At 69.1% G+C, this 18,608-nt stretch carries 14 protein-coding genes and 4 pseudogenes; 7 read left to right on the top strand and 11 right to left on the bottom strand.

Translation table 11 applies throughout. From position 1 onward, the window contains the following. Positions 1-22: 22 nt before the first annotated feature. Entirely contained in the window at positions 23-1,186 is a 1,164-nt protein-coding gene (glgA, locus tag B9D87_RS12735; protein WP_007773706.1) for a glycogen synthase, read from the bottom strand. A 160-nt stretch (positions 1,187-1,346) separates the two neighbouring features. On the opposite strand from glgA, the gene glgC reads away from it, so the two are divergent. Next, complete coding sequence (glgC, locus tag B9D87_RS12730) at positions 1,347-2,561, top strand: glucose-1-phosphate adenylyltransferase (protein WP_007773708.1); 1,215 nt, start codon at positions 1,347-1,349, stop codon at positions 2,559-2,561. 186 nt (positions 2,562-2,747) lie between these two features. On the opposite strand, the gene B9D87_RS12725 is transcribed toward glgC, so the two are convergent. From B9D87_RS12725 to B9D87_RS12705, 5 genes are all read right to left on the bottom strand, one after another. Then, the gene (locus tag B9D87_RS12725) at positions 2,748-3,422 is read right to left on the bottom strand and encodes a methyltransferase family protein (protein ID WP_007773710.1); all 675 of its coding nucleotides are present in this window, start codon (positions 3,420-3,422) and stop codon (positions 2,748-2,750) included. Between the two features lie 7 nt (positions 3,423-3,429). Next, positions 3,430-5,073 (bottom strand): ABC transporter permease, encoded by a 1,644-nt coding sequence (locus B9D87_RS12720; RefSeq protein WP_085977854.1) that lies wholly within the window; start codon positions 5,071-5,073, stop codon positions 3,430-3,432. Continuing rightward, positions 5,070-6,023 (bottom strand): ABC transporter ATP-binding protein, encoded by a 954-nt coding sequence (locus B9D87_RS12715; protein WP_007773714.1) that lies wholly within the window; start codon positions 6,021-6,023, stop codon positions 5,070-5,072. Before B9D87_RS12715 ends, B9D87_RS12720 begins: the two co-directional genes overlap by 4 nt. Further along, the gene (locus tag B9D87_RS12710; RefSeq protein ID WP_007773717.1) at positions 6,013-6,651 is read right to left on the bottom strand and encodes a TetR/AcrR family transcriptional regulator; all 639 of its coding nucleotides are present in this window, start codon (positions 6,649-6,651) and stop codon (positions 6,013-6,015) included. Before B9D87_RS12710 ends, B9D87_RS12715 begins: the two co-directional genes overlap by 11 nt. 160 nt (positions 6,652-6,811) lie before the next feature. Then, on the bottom strand, positions 6,812-7,480 hold the full coding sequence (locus B9D87_RS12705; RefSeq protein WP_007773718.1) for an O-methyltransferase: 669 nt from the start codon (positions 7,478-7,480) through the stop codon (positions 6,812-6,814). A 201-nt stretch (positions 7,481-7,681) separates the two neighbouring features. Here B9D87_RS12705 and sigE point away from each other — a divergent pair, with 201 nt between their 5' ends. The 4 genes and pseudogenes from sigE (at position 7,682) to tatB (ending at position 11,036) form a co-directional block, all read left to right on the top strand. Continuing rightward, on the top strand, positions 7,682-8,437 hold the full coding sequence (gene sigE, locus B9D87_RS12700) for an RNA polymerase sigma factor SigE (RefSeq protein WP_040631166.1): 756 nt from the start codon (positions 7,682-7,684) through the stop codon (positions 8,435-8,437). Positions 8,438-8,566: 129 nt separating this feature from the next. After that, positions 8,567-8,962, top strand: a complete 396-nt coding sequence (gene rseA, locus B9D87_RS12695) for an anti-sigma E factor RseA (RefSeq protein ID WP_040631229.1) — start codon at positions 8,567-8,569, stop codon at positions 8,960-8,962. A gap of 144 nt (positions 8,963-9,106) precedes the next feature. Further along, a pseudogene (htrA, locus tag B9D87_RS12690) lies at positions 9,107-10,620 on the top strand (serine protease HtrA). Next, a complete protein-coding gene (tatB, locus tag B9D87_RS12685) occupies positions 10,620-11,036 on the top strand; it encodes a Sec-independent protein translocase protein TatB (protein ID WP_007773725.1) in 417 nt (138 codons plus the stop codon). The pseudogene htrA and the gene tatB overlap by 1 nt, the downstream one beginning before the upstream one ends. Before the next feature lie 12 nt (positions 11,037-11,048). On the opposite strand, the gene B9D87_RS12680 is transcribed toward tatB, so the two are convergent. The 5 genes and pseudogenes from B9D87_RS12680 to B9D87_RS12660 form a co-directional block, all read right to left on the bottom strand. Then, complete coding sequence (locus B9D87_RS12680) at positions 11,049-12,206, bottom strand: Mrp/NBP35 family ATP-binding protein (protein WP_085977855.1); 1,158 nt, start codon at positions 12,204-12,206, stop codon at positions 11,049-11,051. 223 nt (positions 12,207-12,429) lie between these two features. Next, a pseudogene (locus tag B9D87_RS12675) lies at positions 12,430-13,765 on the bottom strand (lytic transglycosylase domain-containing protein). A 104-nt stretch (positions 13,766-13,869) separates the two neighbouring features. Further along, on the bottom strand, positions 13,870-14,412 hold the full coding sequence (locus B9D87_RS12670) for a DUF1003 domain-containing protein (protein WP_007773730.1): 543 nt from the start codon (positions 14,410-14,412) through the stop codon (positions 13,870-13,872). Beyond that, positions 14,409-15,716, bottom strand: a complete 1,308-nt coding sequence (locus B9D87_RS12665) for a magnesium transporter MgtE N-terminal domain-containing protein (protein WP_007773731.1) — start codon at positions 15,714-15,716, stop codon at positions 14,409-14,411. Before B9D87_RS12665 ends, B9D87_RS12670 begins: the two co-directional genes overlap by 4 nt. A gap of 83 nt (positions 15,717-15,799) precedes the next feature. Further along, positions 15,800-16,407 (bottom strand): annotated as a pseudogene (locus tag B9D87_RS12660) (DUF4190 domain-containing protein). A gap of 228 nt (positions 16,408-16,635) precedes the next feature. Between B9D87_RS12660 and B9D87_RS12655 the strand changes: the two are divergent. Both B9D87_RS12655 and B9D87_RS12650 read left to right on the top strand, forming a co-directional pair. Further along, positions 16,636-17,156 (top strand): annotated as a pseudogene (locus B9D87_RS12655) (YflT domain-containing protein). Positions 17,157-17,178: 22 nt separating this feature from the next. Then, the gene (locus tag B9D87_RS12650) at positions 17,179-18,588 is read left to right on the top strand and encodes an extracellular solute-binding protein (RefSeq protein ID WP_040631167.1); all 1,410 of its coding nucleotides are present in this window, start codon (positions 17,179-17,181) and stop codon (positions 18,586-18,588) included. The last annotated feature ends 20 nt before the right edge of the window (positions 18,589-18,608 follow it).

The raw sequence follows: 18,608 nt of genomic DNA, 5'->3' as shown, positions 1-18,608 counted from the left end.
CGCCGAACGGATGTCGGCGGCGCTACGCACACACCTTCCGATAGATCTCCAGGGTCTGCTCGGCGACGTGGGCCCAGGAGAACTCTTCGACGCAGCGCCGGCGCCCCGCCGTGCCATAGCGCTGCGCTTTACCGCGGTCGGCGATCAACTCGTTGACCGCTTCGGCCAATCCGGTCTGATAGCCCTGCGCGTCGTCCGGGTCGTAATGCACCAGCGTTCCGGTCATCCCGTCGGCCACCACCTCCGGGATGCCGCCGACGTCGGAAGCCACCACCGCCGTCGAGCAGGCCATCGCCTCCAAATTCACGATGCCCAACGGCTCGTATACCGACGGACATACGAAAACTGCTGCCGCCGAAAGGATTTCGCGTAGCTCCCCAATGGGCAGCATCTCCCTGATCCAGAACACCCCGGTGCGGCTGTTTGACAACGCGGTCACGGCGTCGCGGATCTCCTCGGCGATCTCCGGGGTGTCGGGGGCGCCCGCGCACAACACCACCTGTGCCTCCGGGCTGAACCGGTGGGCGGCGGCCACCAGGTGCGCCAGCCCCTTCTGTCGCGTGATCCGGCCCACGAACACCACGATGGGCCGGGACGGATCGACGCCGAGTTCGGTCAGTATCGATCCGCTTTGCACCGGCCCCGCCGGGTACCAGACTTCGGTGTCGACGCCGTTGCGGATGACGTGTACGGCGCTGGGATCCAGTGCGGGATAGACGCGCAGGACGTCCTCGCGCATCGCGGAGCTGACCGCGATGACGGCGTCCGCGGCCAGCACGGCGGTCTGCTCGACCCAGGTCGAGATCCGGTAGCCCCCGCCGAGTTGCTCGGCCTTCCACGGGCGCAGCGGCTCGAGCGAGTGTGCGGTCAAGACGTGCGGAACCCCGTAGAGCAGCGCGGCCAGATGCCCCGCCATGCCGGTGTACCAGGTGTGTGAATGCACCACGCTGGCCTCCGACGCCGCATTGGCCATCATCAGGTCGGCCGACAGCGTCGTCATCGCCGCGTTGGCGCCCTGCAGCCGCGGGTCAGGCTGGTGCACGTAGGCGCCCGGGCGCGGTGCGCCCATGCAATGCACGTCGACCGCGCACAGCCGGCGCAGCTGGGCGACGAGTTCGGTGACGTGTACTCCCGCTCCGCCGTAGACCTCCGGTGGGTACTCCCGCGTCATCATCGCCACCCGCATACCCCGAACGGTAGTTCGGCGACGGGCCCCGCCGCGAGTCGGGTTCGCCACAATCTTCGCGGCGTGTGCGGCCAAATACCTTGACAGACAGCCCCACAGAACTTCGTCAATCACCCCTTCCCCCTGGCAGCCCTTCGCAACGGCCGATAGGTTTGTCAGCATGAGGGAAGCGCCACACGTGCTGGGGATCGTCCTGGCCGGCGGTGAGGGCAAGCGGCTGTATCCGCTGACCGCGGACCGTGCCAAGCCCGCGGTTCCCTTCGGGGGCGCCTACCGACTGATCGACTTCGTCCTGTCCAACCTCGTCAATGCCCGGTATCTGCGCATCTGCGTTCTCACCCAGTACAAGTCGCATTCACTGGACCGTCACATTTCGCAGAACTGGCGGTTGTCCGGCCTGGCCGGGGAGTACATCACCCCGGTGCCGGCCCAACAGCGGCTCGGCCCGCGCTGGTACACCGGCTCGGCAGACGCGATCTACCAGTCGCTCAACCTGATCTATGACGAAGACCCCGACTACATCGTGGTTTTCGGTGCCGACCACGTGTACCGGATGGACCCCGAGCAGATGGTCCGGTTCCACATCGACAGCGGCGCGGGCGCGACGGTGGCCGGCATCCGGGTGCCCCGCGGCGAAGCCACCGCGTTCGGCTGCATCGACTCCGACGAGTCGGGCCGCATCCGCAAGTTCGTGGAGAAGCCACTGGATCCGCCGGGCACCCCGGACGATCCCGAGCAGACGTTCGTGTCGATGGGCAACTACATCTTCACCACCAAGGTGCTCATCGACGCGATCCGCGCGGACGCCGACGACGACCATTCCGATCACGACATGGGCGGCGACATCATCCCGCGACTCGTCGACGACGGGATGGCCGCGGTGTACGACTTCAACGACAACGAGGTGCCCGGCGCCACCGATCGTGACCGCGCCTACTGGCGGGACGTCGGAACGCTGGACGCGTTCTACGACGCCCACATGGACCTGGTGTCCGTGCATCCGGTGTTCAACCTGTACAACAAGCGCTGGCCGATCCGCGGCGAGTCGGAGAACCTGGCGCCGGCCAAGTTCGTCAACGGCGGCTCCGCGCAGGAGTCGGTGGTGGGCGCGGGCAGCATCATCTCGGCGGCCTCGGTGCGCAACTCGGTGCTCTCGTCCAACGTGGTGGTCGACGACGGCGCGATCGTGGAGGGCAGCGTGATCATGCCCGGCGCCCGCGTCGGCCGCGGTGCGGTGGTGCGCCACGCGATCCTGGACAAGAACGTCGTGGTCGGCCCGGGCGAGATGGTGGGCGTGGATCTGGAGAAGGACCGCGAGCGCTTCGCGATCAGCGCCGGCGGTGTCGTCGCCGTGGGCAAGGGCGTCTGGATCTAGCCCGGCGACGATGCGGCCCGCGCGGCGGGCCGATCGCGGTGGTAGTCGTAGGACCGTCGAAGGCGACGAACCACTCGACGTCCTCGGGTACGGCCCGCGCGAAAGATGGTGCGCCGGAACGTGTTTCGAACACAAGGCGCCCATGCAGTCGGCCGCAGGCCGACACGCTAAGCGGCGGTCGGGTGGCTACCAGACGTAAGGCACCAGCCGGTGGCGCACGCGGCCGGTGTACTCGCGGTAACCGGGCAATTCCCGCAGCAGCAGCTTTTCCTCGTCCAGGATGCGCAGCGTCAGCCCCACGGCGCCCGGGATGATGAAGAGCAATCCCCAGTACGAGCCGAGCGCCAGGGGGATACCGATCATCATGATCACATTGCCGACGTACATCGGGTGGCGCACGAATTGGTAGAGGCCGTCGGACACGACCGTCTGGCCGCTTTCCACCGTGACCGTGGCGCCGGCGTAACTGTTCTGGACGATCACCAGCATGGCGATGCCGAGGCCCGTCGCCACCAGCACGTCCCCGAGCACCGACAGCCACGGCGGCACCGACGACCAGCCGAACCGATGGTCGAGCGCGCTGAACACCATCGTCGCGAACAGGCCCACGAACGACCCGGCGATGATGAACTTCTGCGCCTTGCGGGGTTCGGCGCGCGGGCCCGCACGCATGCGGCGCTGCAGCGCCGCGGGATTGGCGCGGGCCAGGTAGACGGTGGGAACGATGGTGGCCACCGTGAACACGGCGATGAAGAGCCACGCCTGCCAGTAGTGCAGGGTGCCGGCCGGCAGCAGGAGGATCAAAATCCAGGAGAGGATGCCCGAGAGGGAGGTCGCCGTTACCCTGATACCGGTTTTCATCACGCTCCTAGCAGCGGAGATCGCGGCGCCGAAAAGCCATGGCACCCAGAACCATCAACCCTACGTCCATGGCGAGTAGCCATAACAGTGGTACGACTGTGAAATCTGAACCGATCCGCGGAATGTGCGCGAAGGGTTCCAGGTCGAGCAGCCACTGCGAAAAACCAGCCAACGATCCGATCAGGTACAGGGCGACGAAACCGATCAGCACGCCCCAGGCCGCCGGCGTCAGGCGCGGCGCGAAGCCGAACACGCAAACCGTCACGGCCGACAACAACCACACGGCGGGCAGTTGGACGGCCGCGCTGGCAACGACCATCGGCAGCTTGGCGCCGACATCGCCGGCCGCGATGCCGTAGACGACACCCGCGGTCAGGCCGCTGGCCAGCATCGCCGCCGCGGATCCGGCGAGTGCGGTCACCAAATGACTTGCCAGCCAGCGGGTTCGCGACACCGCGCCGGCAAGCACCGTTTCGGCGCGCTGGCTCGACTCTTCCTGGTGCAGCCGCAACGTGAGCGACACCGCGAACGCGGCGGCAACCATGCCCATCATCGAAAACGCGACGGCGATGAACGCTTGCTCGAGGGCGCTGGTGCCGCCCATCCGTGCCACGATGTCGCGCGCCACGCCGCTGCCGCCCAGCTCGTCGCCGATGCCGTGCACCACGCTGCCGATCAACAGGCCATACAGGCACAACCCCACGGTCCAGAGCAGCAGTGCGGCGCGGTCCAGCCGCCAGGCCAGCCCGAACACGTTGCCCAGCGACGGCGCGGCGCTGCCGGGGCCTGGCCGTTCCGCGATCAGCCCGGCGCCGACGTCGCGGCCGGCGAGCAGCCGGTAGGCGAGCACGGTCAACGCGGCCGTGGTCACCAGGTGCAGCACCAGCACCCACCAGCGGTCGCCCGCATACGGTTTGACCTGCAGCGACCACCCCAGCGGGGAGAGCCACGACAGGGTGCCGTCGCCGGCGTCGCCGACGGCGCGCAGGGTGAACGCGGCGCCCAGCACCGCGAACGCGGCACCGCGGGCGAACCGGGCGCTCGGCGACAGCTGCGCGGTCACCGCGGCGACGGCGGTGAACACCAGGCCGGAGCAGGCCAGCGCCGCCCCGAAGGCCAGCGACCCGGCGGCCGGGACGTCGGTGCTCAACAGGCCGGCCGCGCCGATCGCGCCGGTCGCGATGGATGCTCCGAACGACAGCAGCAGCGCCGCGCTCAGGCTGGCGTAGCGGCCGATCGCGGTCGAGTCCACCAATTCGGTCCGACCGTTCTCCTCGTCGGCGCGGGTATGCCGGATCACCGTGAGGATGACGGCCACCGCGATCAGCACGTGGAACATGCCGGCCTTCCAAATGCCCACGGCGCCAAGGCTGTCGTTGTACACCTGGCCGTAGAGCGCGCGCTGGGCCGGGCTGGCCATGATGGAGGCCGCGAACCCGGCGCGGGCGGGCGCGGTGGGGTAGACCTTCTCGATGCTGCCGACGTACACGGTGGCCAGCGGCACCGACAGCAGCAGCACCCACAGCGGCATCGAGACGCGGTCGCGGCGCAGGTAGAGCCGCAGCATCGCGAGCGTTCCGGAGAAGCTTGAACTCTGAAGTGGCGCAGGCGATGCCGAGGCGAAGGGTCGGTCCAGCGTGGTGGTGCTCATGACAGCGACACCTTTGCCGCGTCGCGTCCGTGCCGGCCGTCGCCGCCGGACGTGTCGTAGTGGCGCAGGAAAAGCTCTTCGAGGGTCGGCGGCTGGCTGACCAGGCTGCGCACCCCGGCATCGCCGAGCACGCGGATGAGCTCGCCCAGGCTCTCGCTGTCCACCTGGGCGCGCAGCGTGTTGCCCTCGACGGTGACGTCCTCGACACCCTTGATGCGCCTGAGATCGCCCGGATCACCGGTCATTTCGGCCTTGATCGAGGTGCGGCTCAGGTGCCGCATGGAGTTCAGCGAACCGCTTTCGATGGTCTTGCCGGCGCGGATGATCGTCACCCGTTCGCACAGCGCCTCCGTTTCGGCCAGGATGTGGCTGGACAGCAACACCGTCGTACCCCGGTCGCGGGCCTGCGCCACGCACTGTTGAAACACGTTCTCCATCAACGGGTCCAGCCCGCTGCTGGGCTCGTCCAGGAGCAGCAGCCTGGCGTGCGAGGAGAACGCCGAGATCAGCGAGACCTTCTGGCGGTTGCCCTTCGAATACGTGCGCGCCTTCTTGTGCGGATCCAGGTCGAAACGCTCGATCAGCTCGGCGCGGCGCTTCTTGTCGATGCCGCCCCGCATGCGGGCCAGCAGGTCGATGGTCTCACCGCCGGTCAGTGACGGCCACAGCGTGACATCGCCTGGGACGTAGGCGATGTGGCGATGCAGTGCGACGGCCTGGGTCCAGGGGTCGCCGCCGAGCAGTCGCACGCTGCCGCCGTCGGCCTTGACCAGGCCCAGCAGGATGCGGATGGTCGTCGACTTCCCGGCGCCGTTGGGCCCGAGGAACCCGTGGACTTCGCCTTCCCTTACCGTGAGGTCCAGGCCGTCCAGCGCCCGCACCGCACCGAAATTTTTGGTGAGCCCGCGGATCTCGATGGGTGCGACACCGGTGGCGTTTTCAGTTGGCATCAGATTCTCCTTGATCTTCAGCTGCCAGGAATGCGTCGTACATGGTGCGATCGACCATCAGGCCGTCCGTGTAGATCTCGAGGGCCGGCAGGATCATGTCCCGGGCGTAGTCGCGCAGGACCGCACGCAGATCGGTTGGTGTGTCGTGCATTTGGATGTAGAGCAGGAGAGCTCCGCCTCCGGTGATGCCGATATACTTGGCTCTGGCCTTCGGATCGCGGCTCGGCTTTATCGTCCCGGCCCGCACGCCCTCTTCCATGTATTGTTCGACGTTGTCAATCATACTGCGCCACAACATCTTCGCGAGGTCACCGCCGGTCTGCATGCTGCGCACCAGGTAGGCCGTCATCGGGGCGAACTCCTCGATCTCGGCGAGTCGCGCGAACCAGGTGGCCGGGTCGTTGGACTTGATCGTCTCCGACTTGGTGTCGCGGATCTCTTCGGCGATGTAGTCGTCGCACGCCTTGCGCAGGCCGTCCTTGGAGCCGAAGTGATGGATGACCAGGGCGGCGCTCACCCCCGCGGCATCGGCGATGGCCCGCAGCCCGACGCCGAACCCGTGCTCGCCGAACTGTTCGATGGCCGCGTCGCGGATCCGGGCGGCTGCGGTCAAGTCGGCTGAACGCATGTTCAGGACACTAAACGCACGTTCAGTGCGCGGTCAAGTGCGACGCGCGTCAAGAATTCATAAAGATGCGGACCACGCCGAAAACGGCGTGGTCAAGGCCGAAGGCGATACGTCAGGCCAAAGGGGAATGCGGAAGGGAAATAAGGAAGGGCGGCGGAAATCAGTCGCGAACGGCGGCCAGGATGCCGTCGCCGAGTGGCACCAGCGCCGGGGTGAGGCGCTCGTCCTCGGCGATCAGCCGCGCCGCCTCGCGCACCGCGACCACCTCGGCGTCGCGGGCAGCCGGATCACCGGCCCGTCCGCCCAGCGCGGCGCGATGCACCACGATCACGCCGCCGGGGCGCAGCAGTCGCACGCCCTCGACGACGTAGTCCGGCTGGTCGACCGGGTCGGCGTCGATGAACACCAGGTCATAGGACTCGTCGGCGAGCCGGGTGAGGACTTCCTGGGCGCGGCCGCCGATCAGCCGGGTGCGCGACGGACCGATGCCGGCCTCGGTGAACGCCTGCTTGGCGAGCCGCAGATATTCGGGCTCGATGTCGATCGTCGTCAAGACGCCGTCGTCGCTCATGCCGGACAACAGCCACAGCCCACTGACGCCCGCGCCGGTGCCCACTTCGGCGATGGCCTTGCCGCCACTCAGCTTGGTCAGCAGGCTCAGCAACGCGCCCACCGCCGGCGTCACCGCGCCCGCGCCGATGTCCACGGCCCGCTCCCGAGCGGCCGCCAACAGCGCGTCCTCCGAGATCGAGCTTTCGGCGTGCGCGAAGAGTGAGTCCGCCCGGCTGGGCGCTGCCTGGCCGGGGGCTTCTGCGTCGGTGCCGTCCATGCCCGCAGCGTATTCCACTTCGGCGCGCAGTCCGACAGGCGCGCCTGAATCGGATCGGGGTGACACGCCCAACGCTCCCGCTGCGTTTAAGGTCACTGTGCGATGGATATCACCTGCACAGCGCAGGTAACGATACGGTTTCTCAGGGTCAGCTCAGATTGTTCCTATACCGCACATACTCCGGTACGCGACGGTAGCCCTATGGATCGCGGAGGGCGTTGGACCGGGAATACCGATTGGGAACTACCTGTTGTCGCCAGTGACGAAGTGCCGCTCGTTGGCACGCCGGATTCGGAGGACTCGATCATCACCACGCTTCTCAGCCCGTCCAGCATGTCTCATGCGCAGGAGCTCCCCGCCGACGAGTGGGTGGAGCCGTCCGACGCGCTGCAAGGGACCGCGGTGTTCGACGCGACTGGCGATAAGGCGGCCATGCCGTCCTGGGACGAGTTGGTGCGCCAGCACGCCGACCGGGTGTACCGGCTGGCCTACCGGCTTTCCGGCAATCAGCACGATGCCGAGGACCTCACCCAGGAGACCTTCATCCGGGTCTTCCGGTCGGTGCAGAATTACCAGCCGGGAACGTTCGAAGGGTGGTTGCACCGCATCACCACGAACCTGTTCCTCGACATGGTGCGCCGGCGCTCGCGCATCCGGATGGAGGCGCTGCCCGAGGATTACGAGCGGGTTCCCGCCGACGAGCCCAACCCCGAGCAGATCTACCACGATTCGCGGCTGGGCCCCGACCTGCAGGCCGCGCTCGATTCGCTGCCACCGGAATTTCGTGCCGCGGTCGTCCTGTGTGACATCGAAGGCCTGTCCTACGAGGAGATCGGCGCAACCCTGGGCGTCAAACTGGGCACCGTGCGCAGCCGCATCCACCGCGGCCGCCAGGCGCTGCGCGACTACCTGGCCGCGCATCCCGATCACGACGCCGCGCGCGCCAAGTCGGCGTAATCACCGACCGTCCGCCTAACGTTCGGGCAGCTATTCAGCGGCTTTGCGGCCTTAGCCTCGGTATCGGGCGCCCTCTCGCGCTACATTCGAATAAGGCGGCGATAAGAAATGAATGGCGAGGAGTTGGTGATGCCCGATCGTGGACATGTGTTCCGCCGCGCGTTCTCCTGGCTCCCCGCTCAATTCGCCTCCCAGAGCGACGCGCCCGTCGGCGCACCGCGCCAGTTCGGATCCACCGAGCACCTGTCCGTCGAAGCGATCGCGGCGTTCGTCGACGGCGAGCTCCGGATGAACGCGCACCTGCGGGCCGCGCATCATCTGTCGTTGTGCGCCCAGTGTGCGGGCGAGGTCGAGGACCAGAGCCGGGCTCGCGCGGCGCTGCGCGATTCGCGCCCCATCCGCATCCCCAGCACGCTGCTCGGCATGCTCGCCGACATTCCCTACGAGTCGCCCGACGATTCCCCCACGCACGCCTCCGACCGCTTCGCGGACCGCGACGGACGTGAGCGGCGCAAGCGCCGGTAGCGTCCAGCCCGCGCCCCGCGCGGGTTCATGCCGACCGACGGCGCGCCATGGATACTAGGGTGGACACGGACAACGCCGGTGCCGCGTATTTCGCCCGGTAAAGGCCGCCTCGAGCGCTCAAATAGAGGATCCAAAAGGGATAACGTGACCTCCGACCAAGGCTACGACCAAGCAAAAGACAGCGGCAACCGCTTAGCGCCGCGCCCCGTCTCGCGTCCGCCCGTCGACCCCGCGTCGACTCGGGAGTTCGGTCGTCCCGCCGGACTGCGCGGGTCGTTCGTGGCCGAACGGGTCCGTCCACAGAAGTACCGGGACCAGGCCGAATTCCGGCCGAGCAACCGGCCGGCCGACCCGGTCCTGCAGGAGGCTTTCCACCGGCCCGACGGCAGCCCCGACTCGCTGCAGCGCCACCCGGTGGACGCCAACGCGCTGGCCGGTGAGAAAAACGGTGTGGGGCCCGATGGGCAGGACGATCCCTGGCGAGACCCGGGCGCCCGGCGGCGCTGGGCACGCCGGCGGTGGCGCCGTCGCGATCCGGGACCGCGCTGGGCTACGGCGGCAAGCTGGGCGTGCGCGACGTGTTGTTCGGCGGCAAGGTGTCCTACCTCGCGCTGCTGGTCCTGCTGCTGATCGCGTTGGTCATCGGCCTGCTCGGCGGCGTGATCGGCCGCAAGACGGCGGAGGTCGCCGAGGCGTTCACCACTTCGAAGGTGACGCTGTCGACCAACGGCAACGGCGAAGCTCCGGCCGGCCGCTTCGCCAAGGTGGCGGCGGCGACCGCGAACGCGGTGGTGACTATCGAGTCCAAGAGCGACCAGGAAGGCATGCAGGGCTCCGGCGTCGTCGTCGACGGCCGCGGCTACATCGTCACCAACAACCACGTCATCTCCGAGGCGGCGAACAACCCCAGCCAGTTCAAGACCACGGTGGTGTTCAACGACGGCAAAGAGGTGCCGGCGAACCTGGTGGGCCGCGACCCCAAGACCGACCTGGCCGTCCTCAAGGTCGACAACGTGGACAACCTGTCGGTGGCGCGCCTCGGCGACTCCGACAAGGTGCGGGTGGGCGACGAGGTCCTGGCCGCGGGTGCCCCGCTGGGCCTGCGCAGCACCGTGACGCACGGCATCATCAGCGCGCTGCACCGGCCGGTGCCGCTGTCGGGGGAGGGCTCGGACACCGACACGGTGATCGACGCGCTGCAGACCGACGCCTCGATCAACCACGGAAACTCCGGCGGTCCGCTGATCGACATGGATTCCCAGGTGATCGGCATCGACACGGCCGGTAAGTCGTTGTCCGACAGCGCAAGTGGGCTGGGCTTCGCGATCCCGATCAACGAGGCCAAGCAGGTCGCGCAGACGCTGATCAAGGACGGCAAAATCGTGCACCCGACGCTGGGCGTCAGCACCCGGTCGGTGAGCAACGCGATCGCGTCCGGCGCCCAGGTGGCCAACGTCAAGGCGGGCAGCCCCGCGCAGAAGGGCGGAGTTCTGGAGAACGACGTCGTCGTCAAGGTCGGTAACCGCAAGGTCGCCGACGCCGACGAGTTCGTCGTCGCGGTGCGGCAGTTGACCATCGGCCAGGATTCGCCGATCGAGGTCGTCCGTGACGGCCGGCACGTCACGCTGACCGTCAAACCCGACCCCGACGGCAGCTGATGTTCGGCAGCCTGAGCTGGGAGCACATGCTCGTCCTCGTGGTGGTCGGGCTGGTGGTCCTGGGGCCCGAGCGGCTGCCGGGTGCCATCAGGTGGACGTCCAACGCCTTGCGTCAGGCGCGTGATTACCTCAGCGGTGTCACCAGCCAGCTGCGCGAGGACCTCGGGCCCGAGTTCGACGACCTGCGCGTCCCGCTCAGCGAACTGCAGAAGCTGCGGGGAATGACGCCGCGTGCGGCGCTGACCAAGCATCTGCTGGACGGCGACGACTCCTTCCTGACCGGAGCCTTCGACAAACCGGTGAATGGCGCCCTGCCGCAGACCCCGCACCCGGCCCCGCCCGCCCCGAACGGCCAGGCGGTCGCGGCCGAACAGCAGCCCGGCGGGAAGACGCCGTTCGACACCGACGCCACCTGAGCGTCGCCGGGGTCAGCGCCGGGTCGGATCGAGCCCCAGCGATACGCCGGCGAGGCCGCGTTTGCGCGACGACAAGCTGTCGGCCACCCCGCGCAGCGCCTTGCCGACCGGCGAATCGGGCGCGCTGAGCACCAGCGGCGTGCCGGAATCACCGGCGGCCACCAGCTCGGGATCCAGCGGGATCTGACCCAGCAGCGGCACGTCGGCGCCCACCGCCCGGGAGAGCCGCTCGGCCACCTGCCGGCCACCGCCCTCCCCGAACACCTGCAGCGTGGAGCCGTCCGGCAGGGTGAGCCCGGACATGTTCTCCACGACGCCGACGACGCGCTGGCGGGTCTGCAACGCGATGCTGCCGGCCCGCTCCGCGACCTCGGCCGCAGCCAGCTGCGGCGTCGTCACCACCAGGATCTCCGCGTTCGGAATCAGCTGCGCCACCGAGATGGCGATGTCGCCGGTCCCCGGGGGCAGGTCGAGCAGCAGCACGTCCAGATCGCCCCAGTAGACGTCGGCCAGGAACTGCTGCAGCGCGCGGTGCAACATCGGCCCGCGCCACACCACCGGGGTGTTGCCCTCGGTGAACTGGGCGATGGAGATGACCCGGACCTCGTGCGCGATCGGCGGCAGGATCATCGACTCGACCTGGGTGGGCCGGTCGGTGGTGCCCATCATCCGGGGAATCGAATGGCCGTGGATATCGGCGTCCAGCACACCGACCGACAGGCCGCGCGCCGCCATCGCCGCCGCCAGGTTGACCGTGACGGTGGACTTGCCGACCCCGCCCTTGCCGGACGCGACGGCATAAACCCGGGTCAGCGAATTCGGTTGTGCGAACGGGATAACGGGCTCGCGGGCGTCGCCACGCAACTGCTTGCGTAGCTCGGTGCGCTGCTCGTCGTTCATCACGTCCAGGGTGACCTTGACCGCACCGGTGCCCGGGACGTCGGCGACCGCCTGGCTGACCCGGTCGCTGATCTCGGTTTTCTTCGGACAGCTGGCGGTGGTCAGGTAGATCGCGACATGCACCGCGCCGTCGGGCTCGGTGTCGACGCTCTTGACCATCCCGAGTTCGGTGATCGGGCGCCGCAGTTCGGGGTCGATCACCTTGCCCAGGGCGGTGCGGATAGCCGAGCTCAGGTCGGCCGCGGAATCGGAAGAGTCATTGCCGGACATCACCGCCGAGTGTAGGCGTGCGCGACGATGCGGTTTGGCGGCGACCCGCTGGGCTGGTTGGCGGCGACCCGCTGCGCCCGGCTTCGCCGCGCTTGCGATCGCCGCTGGGCTGGTTGGCGGCGACCCGCTGCGCCCGGCTTCGCCGCGCTTGCGATCGCCGCTGGGCTGGTTGGCGGCGACCCGCTGCGCCCGGCTTCGCCGCGCTTGCGATCGCCGCTGGCGGTCAGGCCGGGCCGGGTCCCGCCGGCTTCGGCTTGGCCGCGCCGGGCACCGCGCCCGACGGGCCAGCAGGCTTAGGCGCAGGTGCGGCCTGCGAGGGCCCGGCGGCCGGGGCACCGGCGCCGCGGCCGGGGCACCGGCGGAGGCCCGGCGTCCGGGGCGGCGCGCCGAACGGCGGTTGCGGCGGGGGCGCGAACGGCGCCGGGGCGCGAACGGCGGCGGCGGACCCGCGGGCGGGGTGCCCTGGGAGCTGATGCAGATCACCGTGCAACCGGGGATCTGGGCCGGCGCCTGTTGGGGCGTGGGCGTCATCCAGGGGAACATCGGCGGGGGGCTGACCAGCGCCGGGCTGCTCAAGTCGATCAGCGGTACGCGCGCCAGCGGGTCGTCCAGCGGCAGGCCGTTGATGTTCATCGGCAGGTTGGGGCCGAGCCCTTCGGGGTGCTCGAGGTGCGCGTCGCCCAGCGGCGGCGGGGCCCGGTCATCAGCGGCAGGTCGACCGGCACCACACCGGTGGCGTAGGCCGCCGCCCAGCCCAGCACGTTCTGCGCGTAGGGCATCGAGTTGTTGTAGCGCAGGATCGCGGTCAAGACCTGCGACTGGTCACGCAGGTTGAGCCCGCCGCTGCACAGGTAGCGGGCGGCGGCCAGGGTGGCGTCAAAGATGTTCTGCGGATCGGCCACGCCGTCGCCCTTGCCGTCGGAGGCGTAGCGCGCCCAGGTCCCCGGCAGGAACTGCATCGGTCCCATCGCGCGGGCGTAGGTGACGCGGTTGCCGGCGCTGCTCTGGATGATGGTTTCGTTGCCGGGCAGCGTGCCGTCCAGCGACGGGCCGTAGATCGGCCTGATCGCGGTGCCGCGCGCGTCGACGGCGCCGCCGCCCGCGTGGCCCGATTCGATGCGCCCGATGCCGGCCAGCAGGTTCCAGCTCACGCCGCAGCCCGGGGCCGCGACGGCCATCTTCTGTTCGGCGCTGCGGTAGGCGGCCAGCGCGATGCTCGGAATGCCCAGTGCGCCAGGCGCATTGACGATCATCGCAGGCGGCGGGGCGGACAGGGCGGGCTCGGCGACGTGAAAGACGGTCGGGCCGCGATCGATCGCGACGACGGCGGGTCCGGTGAGGTCGGGGAAAGTCGGCGAGACCGCGGCGACCGGGGTGACGGCGGCATGCCGCGACGGCATTCGTACCGGAACCGTAGGGGCCGCCGCGCTGACCGCACCCGCGAAGACCAGTGGAGTAATCATTGCTACGCCGAAAATCGGCTTGCGCGTGTTCCGAAGTGATCGCTGCCGCTCAGGCGCGGCGGCGGGGCTCTCACCCCGGCTTCCCCCAATGCGCACTCGACCGTCCTATATGTGTGAGCTGGGACTTTCTGTTAGCTCGGTGAACCAGATCACCATACATAACTCTTGTGACACGAGTGGCGCAATGGTCCAAACGGTTCTCACCTGGATTTCTTAGCCGTTCGCTCCAGGCCGTCACCGGCCGGAACCGGGTCGCCGTCAGCGGTTTCGGGCAGCAGATTGGACAGCAGTTTGCGCAGGTCGTCGAGCTCGTGACGGAGGTATTCACGAGTCACGCCCTCGCCGACGGCCAGCCGCAACGCCGCCAGTTCGCGCGCCAGGTACTCGGTGTCGGCTTTGGTTTCGGCGGCGCGACGACGGTCTTGCTCCAGCGCGACTCGGTCGCGGTTCTCCTGACGGTTCTGCGCCAACAGGATCAACGGGGCGGCGTACGCGGCTTGAGTCGAGAAGGCGAGGTTCAGCAGGATGAACGGATAGGGGTCGAAGCGTTCGGCGACCGCGATCAGGTTGAACGCGATCCACGCCACCACCACGACCGACTGGATCAGCAGATAGCGGCCGGTGCCGAAGAAGCGTGCGATCGATTCGGTGATCTGCCCGACGGCCTCGGGGTCCAGCCGCGGTGAATACCTACGCGACGTCCGCGGGGTGTACAGGCCCCGTGGGGCCGAGGATTTGCTCACGCGGACCCTCCCAGTCCGTTGATGCGGCCGACGGCGTCGAACTCCTGCATGTCCACCCGCCAGTCGTGCGGCAGCAGGTGATCGAGCAGGTCGTCCACCGTCACCGCGCCGAGCAGATGATTCTGGTCGTCGACCACCGGCCCGCACACCAGGTTGTACGCGGCCAGGTAGCGGGTGACCGCACCGAGCGGGGTCTCCGGCGTCAATGTCAACAGGTCGGAGTCGACAATGCCTCCGACCAGGGCCGCCGGCGGCTCACGCAGCAGTCGTTGCAGGGCAACGCAACCCAGGTAATGGCCGGTGGGGGTGGCCGTCGGCGGGCGCGCGACGAACACCATGGACGACAGCGCGGTGGTGAGCTCGGGGTCGCGAACCCGGGCCAGCGCCTCGGCAACCGACGTGTCGGGCGTCAGCACCACGGGGTCCGAGGTCATCAACCCGCCGGCGGTGTCGGGGGAGTGGGTGAGCAGCCGGCGCACCGGCTCGGAGTCATCGGGGTCCATCCGGGTCAGCAGCATCTCGGCGTCGGTCGGATTCAGCACCCCGAGCAGGTCGGCCGCGTCGTCGGGATCCATCTCCTCGAGCACGTCGGCGGAGCGTTCGGTGCCCAGCTGCGCGAGCACGTCGGCCTGATCCAATTCGGGCAGCTCCTGCAAGACGTCCGCCAATCGGTCGTCGTCCAGAGCCTTGAGCACCTCGTAGCGCCGCTTAGCGGGCAGCCCGCGGATGGCGTCGGCCACGTCGACCGCCCTGCGGCCCTCGAACTGGTCCAGCAGTTGGGTCACGCCCTGGCCCGGCAACGCCAGCGCCGAAGGGGTCAGGCCCTGCACGTTCTGCCAGTCGACGACGTGCACGGGGCCGCGTCGGCCCAGCCGTCTGGGTACGCGGACGGCGACCCTGGTGACCATCCAGTCCCGGGTCCGGGTCTGTTCGATCCCCAGGTCGGTGACGACCACGTCGAGGCCCGCCAGCTCCGGCAGGTCGGGGTCCTTCACCTTGACTTGCGTGTCGAGCACCTGGCCCATCGCCAGCACCTCGCCGGGCCGCTGCACGAAATGGCGCAGGGACACGCTGCCGGTGCTCAGCGTCACGGCGTTGGGTTCGATGGAGGCGACCCGCAGGATCGGGATGAAGATGCTGCGCCGCGTCGCCAGGTCGACCACCAGCCCGAGCACGCGCGGTTGCTGGCGCACGATGCTGATGCTGATCACGACATCGCGCACCCGGCCCACGGATTCGCCGAGCGGGCCCAACACCAACATCCGCGACAGCCGCGCGATGTACACCCTGTTGACCGATCCCATGGGTGTAGAGCCTAGGCAGCCGCCGGCCCGACGGCTGGCGACCCGCTGCGCCGCGCTGGTTGCGATGCGCTGGTTGCGATGCGCTACAGCGAGTGCAGCCGGAAGAGCACGATCACCAAAATCACCACCAGAGTGGCGATTCCGACGACGATGCCGGCCACCGCCAGCCCGAAGCCGTCCTGGCGCGTCCGCTTGATCTGATCCAGCGCGATCGCGCCCAGCACGATGGCCACGATCGAGCCGATGCCGCAGAGCAGGCCGGTGAAGGCCGCGATGAGCGAGGCGATCGCCAGCCCGTTCGTCCCGGATCGGTGGGTTCCCGCGGGTCCGTAGCCGCCCCGGTAATCGGGCGGCGGGTAGTAACCGCCCGGGTAGGCGGGGGGCCCGTAGGTGGGCGGCCCGCCATAGGGCGGCGGCGGGTAGGCCGGGCCGCCGTAGCCGGTCGGCTGCTCGTAGCCGGGCGGGGACCGACGGGCGGTGGGTAAGGCGGCGGGTACCCGGACGCGTAGTCGGGGCTCGGCGGGGGATACGGCGGCGGCGCCGATTCGGCGGGCGGCGGCGCGGCGGGTGGCTCCCAGGGCGCGGTCGCGTCCGGCTGGTCGCCGGCCCCGCTGGCGGCGGCCGGCGGGTCGGCCTTCTCGTGGTGGCCGCCCTCGCCGAAGCCGTCTCCGGGAGCTGTCATGGTGTTCAACCTAACCCATGCGCAGGTGACGGGTGCCGTCGCGAATCGCCGCCGGACGCATCAAAATGGCGCGGCGCACCCTGACCCATCTCGACCGAAATCCCGGCTGATCGTGGCGCCGGCCCGGACTCCACGCCGCCGGCCGCACCGTGTTTTCGCAGGTGACGGGAGGTCGGCGGATAGGGTGGGGAGGCCCTGAGATGAAACGACGGCCGAGGCGGAGGACAATGAGCGGCGATGACTAATCCATTCCAGCCCGGGCAGGTTCCCGGCTCCACGCCACCGGGTGCGGCGGGCGCCGCGGGCCGGGGCTGCCGACGCCGCCGCGGGGGTGGCCGGTCGGGTCCTACCCCACCTACGCCGAGGCGCAGCGCGCCGTCGACTACCTATCCGACCAGCAGTTCCCGGTGCAGCAGGTGACCATCGTCGGCGTCGACCTGATGCAGGTGGAGCGCGTCACCGGCAGGTTGACCTGGCCCAAGGTGCTGGGCGGCGGCGTGCTGAGCGGCGCGTGGCTGGGTCTGTTCATCGGGCTGGTGCTGGGCTTCTTCAGCCCGAACCCGTGGGGCGCGCTGGCCACGGGCCTGGTCGCCGGTGTCTTCTTCGGGCTGATCACCTCCGCTGTTCCCTATTCGATGGCGCGTGGCACAAGGGATTTCAGCTCGACCATGCAGCTGGTAGCCGGACGCTACGACGTGCTCTGTGATCCGCAAAACGCAGAAAAGGCGCGAGACCTGTTGGCGCGCTTAGCGATCTGAGGCGCGCGAGAGGTGTGAATTAGTGGTGAGTCGTCGCGGGCGCGTGCGCCGGATGGGCGCAATCGCGCTGGCGACGGCAATCATCGCCGCGGCATCGGCGTGCGCTTCCGGAAGCCGCGGGCTGGTCATCAGCTTCTACACGACGGCCGCCGACGGTGCCACGTTCACCGCGGTGGCCCAGGACTGCACGAAGCAGTTCAACGGCCGCTTCGCCATTCAGCAGATCAGCCTTCCCCGGGCCCCCGGCGAGCAGCGTCTGCAGCTGGCCCGCCGGCTGACCGGCCATGACCGCACCCTGGATGTGATGTCGCTGGACGTGGTGTGGACGGCCGAGTTCGGCGAGGCGGGCTGGGCGTTGCCGTTGTCCGACGACCCGGAGGGACGGGCCGAGGCCGACGCGACGACGGACACATTGCCGGGCCCGCTGTCGACGGCACGCTGGCAAGGCAGGCTGTTCGGCGCGCCCGTCACTACGAACACCGAATTGCTTTGGTATCGGCCCGATTTGGTGACGCAGCCGCCGCGAACGTGGGACGGCATGGTGTCGGAGGCCACCCGGTTGCACGACGCGGGGCAGCCCAGCTGGATCGGCGTGCAGGCCAACGAGGGCGAAGGCCTGGTGGTCTGGTTCAACACGCTGCTGGTGAGCGGCGGTGGCCAGGTGCTCTCCGACGACGGCCGCCGCGTCACCCTCACCGACACGCCTGCGCACCGGGCGGCGACCGTCACGGCGCTGCGCACCCTCAAGTCGGTGGCCGTCGCGCCGGGAGCCGATCCGTCGATCAGCCGAACGGACGAGAGCACCGCGCGGCTGGCGGTCGAACAAGGCCGGGCCGCGCTCGCCGTCAACTGGCCGTACGCTCTGGCGTCCATGCTGGAGAACGCCGTGAAAGGCGGCGTGCCCTTCCTGCCGCTCAACCGGAATCCGGAGCTGGCCGGCAGCATCGACGACGCCGGGACGTTCGTGCCCACCGACGACCAATTCCGTATCGCGTACCAGGCCAGCCAGAAGGTTATCGGCTTCGCGCCGTATCCCGGTGTGGCGCCGGGCCGTCCGGCCAAGGTGACGATCGGTGGGGCGAACCTGGCGGTGGCCAGCACCACCCGCCACCGCGCCGAAGCCTTCGAAGCCATTCGTTGCCTGCGCAATCTGGCGCATCAGAAGTACGTCGCGCTCCAGGGCGGGCTGCCGCCGGTGCGCACCTCGTTGTATTCCGATCCGCAGTTCCAGAGCAAGTATCCGATGTACACGATCATCCGCCGGCAGCTCACCGACGCCGCGGTGCGCCCGGCGACGCCGGTCTATCAGGGTGTGGCCATCCGGCTGGCCGCGACGCTGAGCCCGATCGCCCGGATCGACCCCGAGCGCACCGCCGACGAGCTCAGCACCCAGGTGCAGAAGGCGATCGACGGGAAAGGCCTGCTGCCGTGACGAGCGCCCGCATCGAATCA

It is taken from the genome of Mycobacterium colombiense CECT 3035 (assembly GCF_002105755.1).
In the GTDB taxonomy this organism is placed as follows: domain Bacteria; phylum Actinomycetota; class Actinomycetes; order Mycobacteriales; family Mycobacteriaceae; genus Mycobacterium; species Mycobacterium colombiense.
The sequence above is the reverse complement of the archived record's forward strand: the minus strand, read 5'-3'. Positions and strand labels throughout refer to the sequence as shown.